Annotated in this window: 3 protein-coding genes; 1 reads left to right on the top strand and 2 read right to left on the bottom strand. The window is 47.0% G+C overall.

The features are described from left to right. Positions 1–79: 79 nt before the first annotated feature. Positions 80–214, top strand: a complete 135-nt coding sequence (locus tag R7P74_RS24380; protein ID WP_257898055.1) for a hypothetical protein — start codon at positions 80–82, stop codon at positions 212–214. A 97-nt stretch (positions 215–311) separates the two neighbouring features. On the opposite strand, the gene R7P74_RS24385 is transcribed toward R7P74_RS24380, so the two are convergent. Further along, on the bottom strand, positions 312–3,494 hold the full coding sequence (locus R7P74_RS24385; protein WP_203347286.1) for an efflux RND transporter permease subunit: 3,183 nt from the start codon (positions 3,492–3,494) through the stop codon (positions 312–314). 13 nt (positions 3,495–3,507) lie between these two features. Then, complete coding sequence (locus R7P74_RS24390) at positions 3,508–4,734, bottom strand: efflux RND transporter periplasmic adaptor subunit (protein ID WP_203347287.1); 1,227 nt, start codon at positions 4,732–4,734, stop codon at positions 3,508–3,510. Positions 4,735–4,940 lie beyond the last annotated feature (206 nt).

Consider the following 4,940-nt stretch of genomic DNA (forward strand, 5'->3'; position numbering starts at 1 on the left):
CCCACCTCCGCAGCCATTTATTGGTGTGGTCTACAGAGGATTATGTCTTTTTAGAGGGGAAAATCCCTAGAACCCCAAAATGGCGGAGAATGAACATATTGATAAAGAGATTTTCCACCTGCTTTTAACGAGCGGTGTTTATCGCAACTATGCAGAGCGGTATTTATCGTCAGAGTTAATGGACGTCGACGATATTCAACAGTTTCTAGACTGAACAAAAAATAACGGCTGGAATTGCCGTTGAGTCCTTAACGAAAAAAAGGCAGCCCCAAATAGCACGGGCTGCCTTTCTAATCACTCAAAATAAAGGATTAGACAGTGGATTCGTTAATCGGCTCTAGTGCAACTTGCTCTGTGTTGTCACTCTGCTCTTTAGGAGTACGTTTAGCCAATACGTAGTAGAACAGTGGCGTGAGTAGCAGACCGAATATGGTTACACCAATCATGCCAGAGAACACAGCGATACCCATTGCTTGTCTCATTTCAGCACCGGCACCAGTAGAGAACACCATTGGAACCACACCCATGATGAAGGCAATCGACGTCATCAAGATTGGGCGAAGACGTAAGCGTGATGCTTCAAGAACAGCCTCCATCACAGTGCGACCTTTATCTTGCAACTCTTTGGCGAATTCTACGATTAGGATGGCGTTTTTAGTTGCCAAACCAACCAGTACGATTAGACCAATTTGAGTGAAAATATTGTTGTCGCTACCCCATAGAATCACACCGCTGATCGCCGATAGAAGCGTCATAGGAATGATTAAGATGATTGCCATCGGAAGACGTACACTTTCGTATTGCGCAGCAAGTACAAGGAACACCAACAAGATAACCAGTGGGTAGATCAACATAGCTGTATCACCGGCCAACTTCTGTTGGTAGGTCAGCTCGGTCCATTCGTAAGTCATGCCAATCGGTAGTGTCTCTGCAAGGATCTGCTCAATCGCTGCTTGCGCTTCACCTGAGCTGAAACCTGGCATAGGGCTACCATTGATCTCTGCTGTGGTATAAGCGTTGTAATGCATCACACGGTCAGGACCAGCACTGTAATTCACATCAACAAACGCGCCTAAAGGAATCATTTCACCGTTCGCATTTCGAACCTCTAGTTGGCGAATCTGCTCTGGTGTTTGGCGGAACTCTTCGTCGGCCTGAACGTTCACTTGGTATGTGCGACCAAAGCGGTTGATATCATTGACGTACGTGCTCCCCATGTAGGATTGCAGGGTAGAGAAAACATCGTCTAATGATAGGTCTTGCTTGAGCGCTTTCGTACGGTCAACATCCAGGTCTAACTGTGGAACATTAACTTGATAGCTTGAGAACACACCAGTTAGTGCCGGGTGCGCCCATGCTTTCATGATCACTTGTTGAGTGACACCGTATAGCGCTTCGTAGCCGTGGTTCGCTCGATCTTGGATCTGCAAACGGAAACCGCCAATCGTACCCAGACCCTGAACCGGTGGTGGTGGAAAGATCGCGATGAATGCATCAGGGATAGAAGCAAATTTTTGGTTCAGCTGACCTGCAATCGCATTTGCGCTAAGACTCGGATCTTGACGCTCGTCGAAATCAGCCAACGGAGTGAACACGATACCGCTGTTTGGACTATTGGTGAACCCGTTAATGCTCAGACCTGGGAATGCAACGGAGTGTTCAACGCCTGGTTGTGCCAAAGCAATCTCGGACATCTCACGAATCACTGCATCGGTACGCTCAAGTGAAGCCGCGTCTGGCAGTTGCGCGAATGCAACCAAGTACTGCTTATCTTGACCCGGCACATAACCCGTAGGAGTCTGATCGAATTGGTAAGCCGTTAAGCCAAGCAGGCCAACATACATCACACCAATCAGTGCGCCAAGTCGAATGCTCTTCTTCACCGCGTAACCGTAAGCGATAGAACCTTTGTTAAATAGCTTATTGAATGGGGTAAATACGAAGCGTCCGAACAAGCCATCCATTGCACGCGTGAGCCAATCTTTCGGTTGGTCGTGACCACGTAACAACAGGGCAGAAAGAGCCGGGCTCAAAGTCAGCGAGTTAATAGCTGAAATGAACGTTGAAATAGTAATGGTCAACGCAAACTGTTTATAGAACTGACCCGTTAAGCCAGACATAAACGCAGTCGGGATGAATACCGCAGCGAGCACCAACGTCGTCGCAACAATTGGGCCTGTAACCTCTCGCATCGCTTTTTCTGTCGCCGCAATAGGAGCAAGACCTTCTTCGATGTTTCGCTCGACGTTTTCGACCACCACGATCGCATCATCAACAACGATACCGATAGCGAGTACTAAGCCAAACAGTGACAGAGCATTTAAAGAGAAGCCCATTAAGTACATGAAGGCGAACGTACCAACTAATGAAACCGGAACCGCAACTAATGGGATGATCGATGCGCGCCAAGTTTGCAGGAACAGAACAATAACTAGTACAACAAGTAATACCGCTTCAAGCAGTGTCTGCACTACCGCTTCAATAGAACCACGAACGAATACCGTTGGGTCGTAAACAATCTCGTAGCTCACACCTTGAGGGAAGCTAGCTGACAGCTCTTCCATTTTCGCTCTTACGTCATCAGAGATCTGAATCGCGTTTGAGCCAGAAGCTTGGAAGATTGGAATGGCAACTGCGTCTTGGTTATCAAGTAGTGAACGAAGTGAGTAGGTTTCGGCACCTAATTCAATACGAGCGACATCTTTCAAATGGTTGATCTGACCATCTTCACCAACCTTGATGATGATGTTCTCGAACTCTTCAACTTCGCTTAAACGTCCTTTGACATTAATAAGCAACTGGAAGTCTGACGAGCCACTTGGTTGAGCACCAAGGCTACCTGCTGCAGCTTGTTGGTTCTGTTCGCGAATCGCAGAAATGACTTCACTAGGGTTGAGGTCCAGGCTTGCGACCTTGTTTGGATCAAGCCAAATACGCATGCTGTATTCGCCACCACCAAACAGGCGAACGGCACCCACACCTTCGATTCGGGCAAGTTCATCTTTAACGTTAAGCGCTGCATAGTTCGCAAGATAAAGTAGGTCATAACGCTCATCAGGCGACACCAAGTGAACGACCATGGTTAAGTCTGGTGATGACTTTTCCGTCACAACACCAAGTCGCTGAACGGTTTCAGGCAAACGAGGTAGGGCACGATCAACACGGCTTTGAACTAGGGTTTGCGCTTTGTCTACGTCGGCACCAATGGCAAAGGTGACGGTTAACGTCATCACGCCATCAGAAGTCGCTTGAGAAGACATATACAGCATGTCTTCTACGCCGTTAATCTCTTCTTCGAGGGGAGACGCGACGGTATCCGCAATCACTTTCGGGTTCGCACCCGGGTAAGTCGCTGTTACAACGACAGTCGGAGGTACAACCTCGGGGTATTCAGTGATAGGCAGTTGCCATACTGACAATGCACCACCGATGAATATGAGTATCGACAGCACGGATGCAAAGATCGGCCGACGAATAAAGAACTGGGAAAACATTGCAATGGTTCCTTTATTGCTTCACTTGCAGAGTCAGTAGCTCACTGCGCTGCTGGTCTCGTAATGCTTGTTGCTGGCGAATATTGGCAAGGGTGTTTTCATCAGCCATTGCAACTTCATCGGGCGTAACAGGCATGTTGGCACGAACGCGTTGTAAGCCATTGACGACAATCTTTTCGTCGCCTTTTAGGCCATCCAATACAATGCGCAGACCGTTAAGGCCTTCACCAAGAGAGATTGCTCGGTATTGGACAATATTGTCATCGCCTAAAACCAAGACATACTTGTTATTCAGATCGGTACCAATCGCCTTGTTATCAATCAACACACCTTGGTAGCTATCCGAGCCAGCGATACGCATTTTGGCGAACATACCCGGTAAAAATTTCTTATCCGCATTATCAAAAACGGCGCGAACTTGAATGGTTCCCGTTGCTTCGTCAATCGCATTGTCTACAAAGTCGATGTAACCGATATGAGGGAAATCGGTATCGTTAGCCAACGACATTTGGACGACATTTTCAATTTCACCATCCGCTGAGATGAGGTTATTAATCTCTTGATATTTAAGGAAACTACGCTCATCAATGTCGAAATAAGCGTACATTTTCGAAGTAGATACCAGTGACGTAAGAACGGTTTGACCCGTAGTTACATAGTTACCTTTGGTCACCTCTGCGAAAGAAACTTTGCCTGCAATCGGCGCGCGAACTAGAGTGAATTCAAGGTCTAGTTCCGCTTTTGCCAAAGCAGCTTTAAGAGCTGAAACACTTGCAACGCTACGCTGCTGATCTGCAAAACGCGCATCAACGGTCTCTTGAGAAATTGCTTTAGTTTTGCTTAGTCTTTGTGCACGTTCATAATCTTTGATTGCTTGGTTCAAGCTTGTTTGAGCACTGCTAAGTTCCGCTTTCAAACGGTTAACTTCAGCAACAAACAAACGATTGTCGATTGAAAAAAGCACGTCTCCAGCTTCTACGAGATGGCCTTCACGGAAGTGAACACGGTCTACGTAACCCGATACACGAGGCATTACGGTGACGGTTTGAGGTGATTCTAATCGACCAGTGTATTGATCAAGCTCGGTAACCTGTTCTACAAGCACTTGTGCCACTTCAACCGTTGGTGGTGGCGGTGCTGATGCAGGTGCTTCGGCGCGTGAATCTTGACATCCAGACAACACCAATGGCGCTGCAAATGAGATTAGTAGAAGAGGCGTTCTAAGGTGTTTGCCTACCATCTCGCTATCCTTATGTTAGTTTTGTACCGATCGGCATAATAATCCTGACTTTTGATATTGATCAAGTAAAATTTATAGAATGAATAGTTACAACATATGGACAACGTATGCCTGCCGCATTACCATTTAGGGGTTCTAGGGATTTTCCCCTCTAAAAAGACATAATCCTCTGTAGACCACACCAATAAATGGCTGCGGAGGTGGTT

The organism is Vibrio sp. 2033 (genome assembly GCF_033339735.1).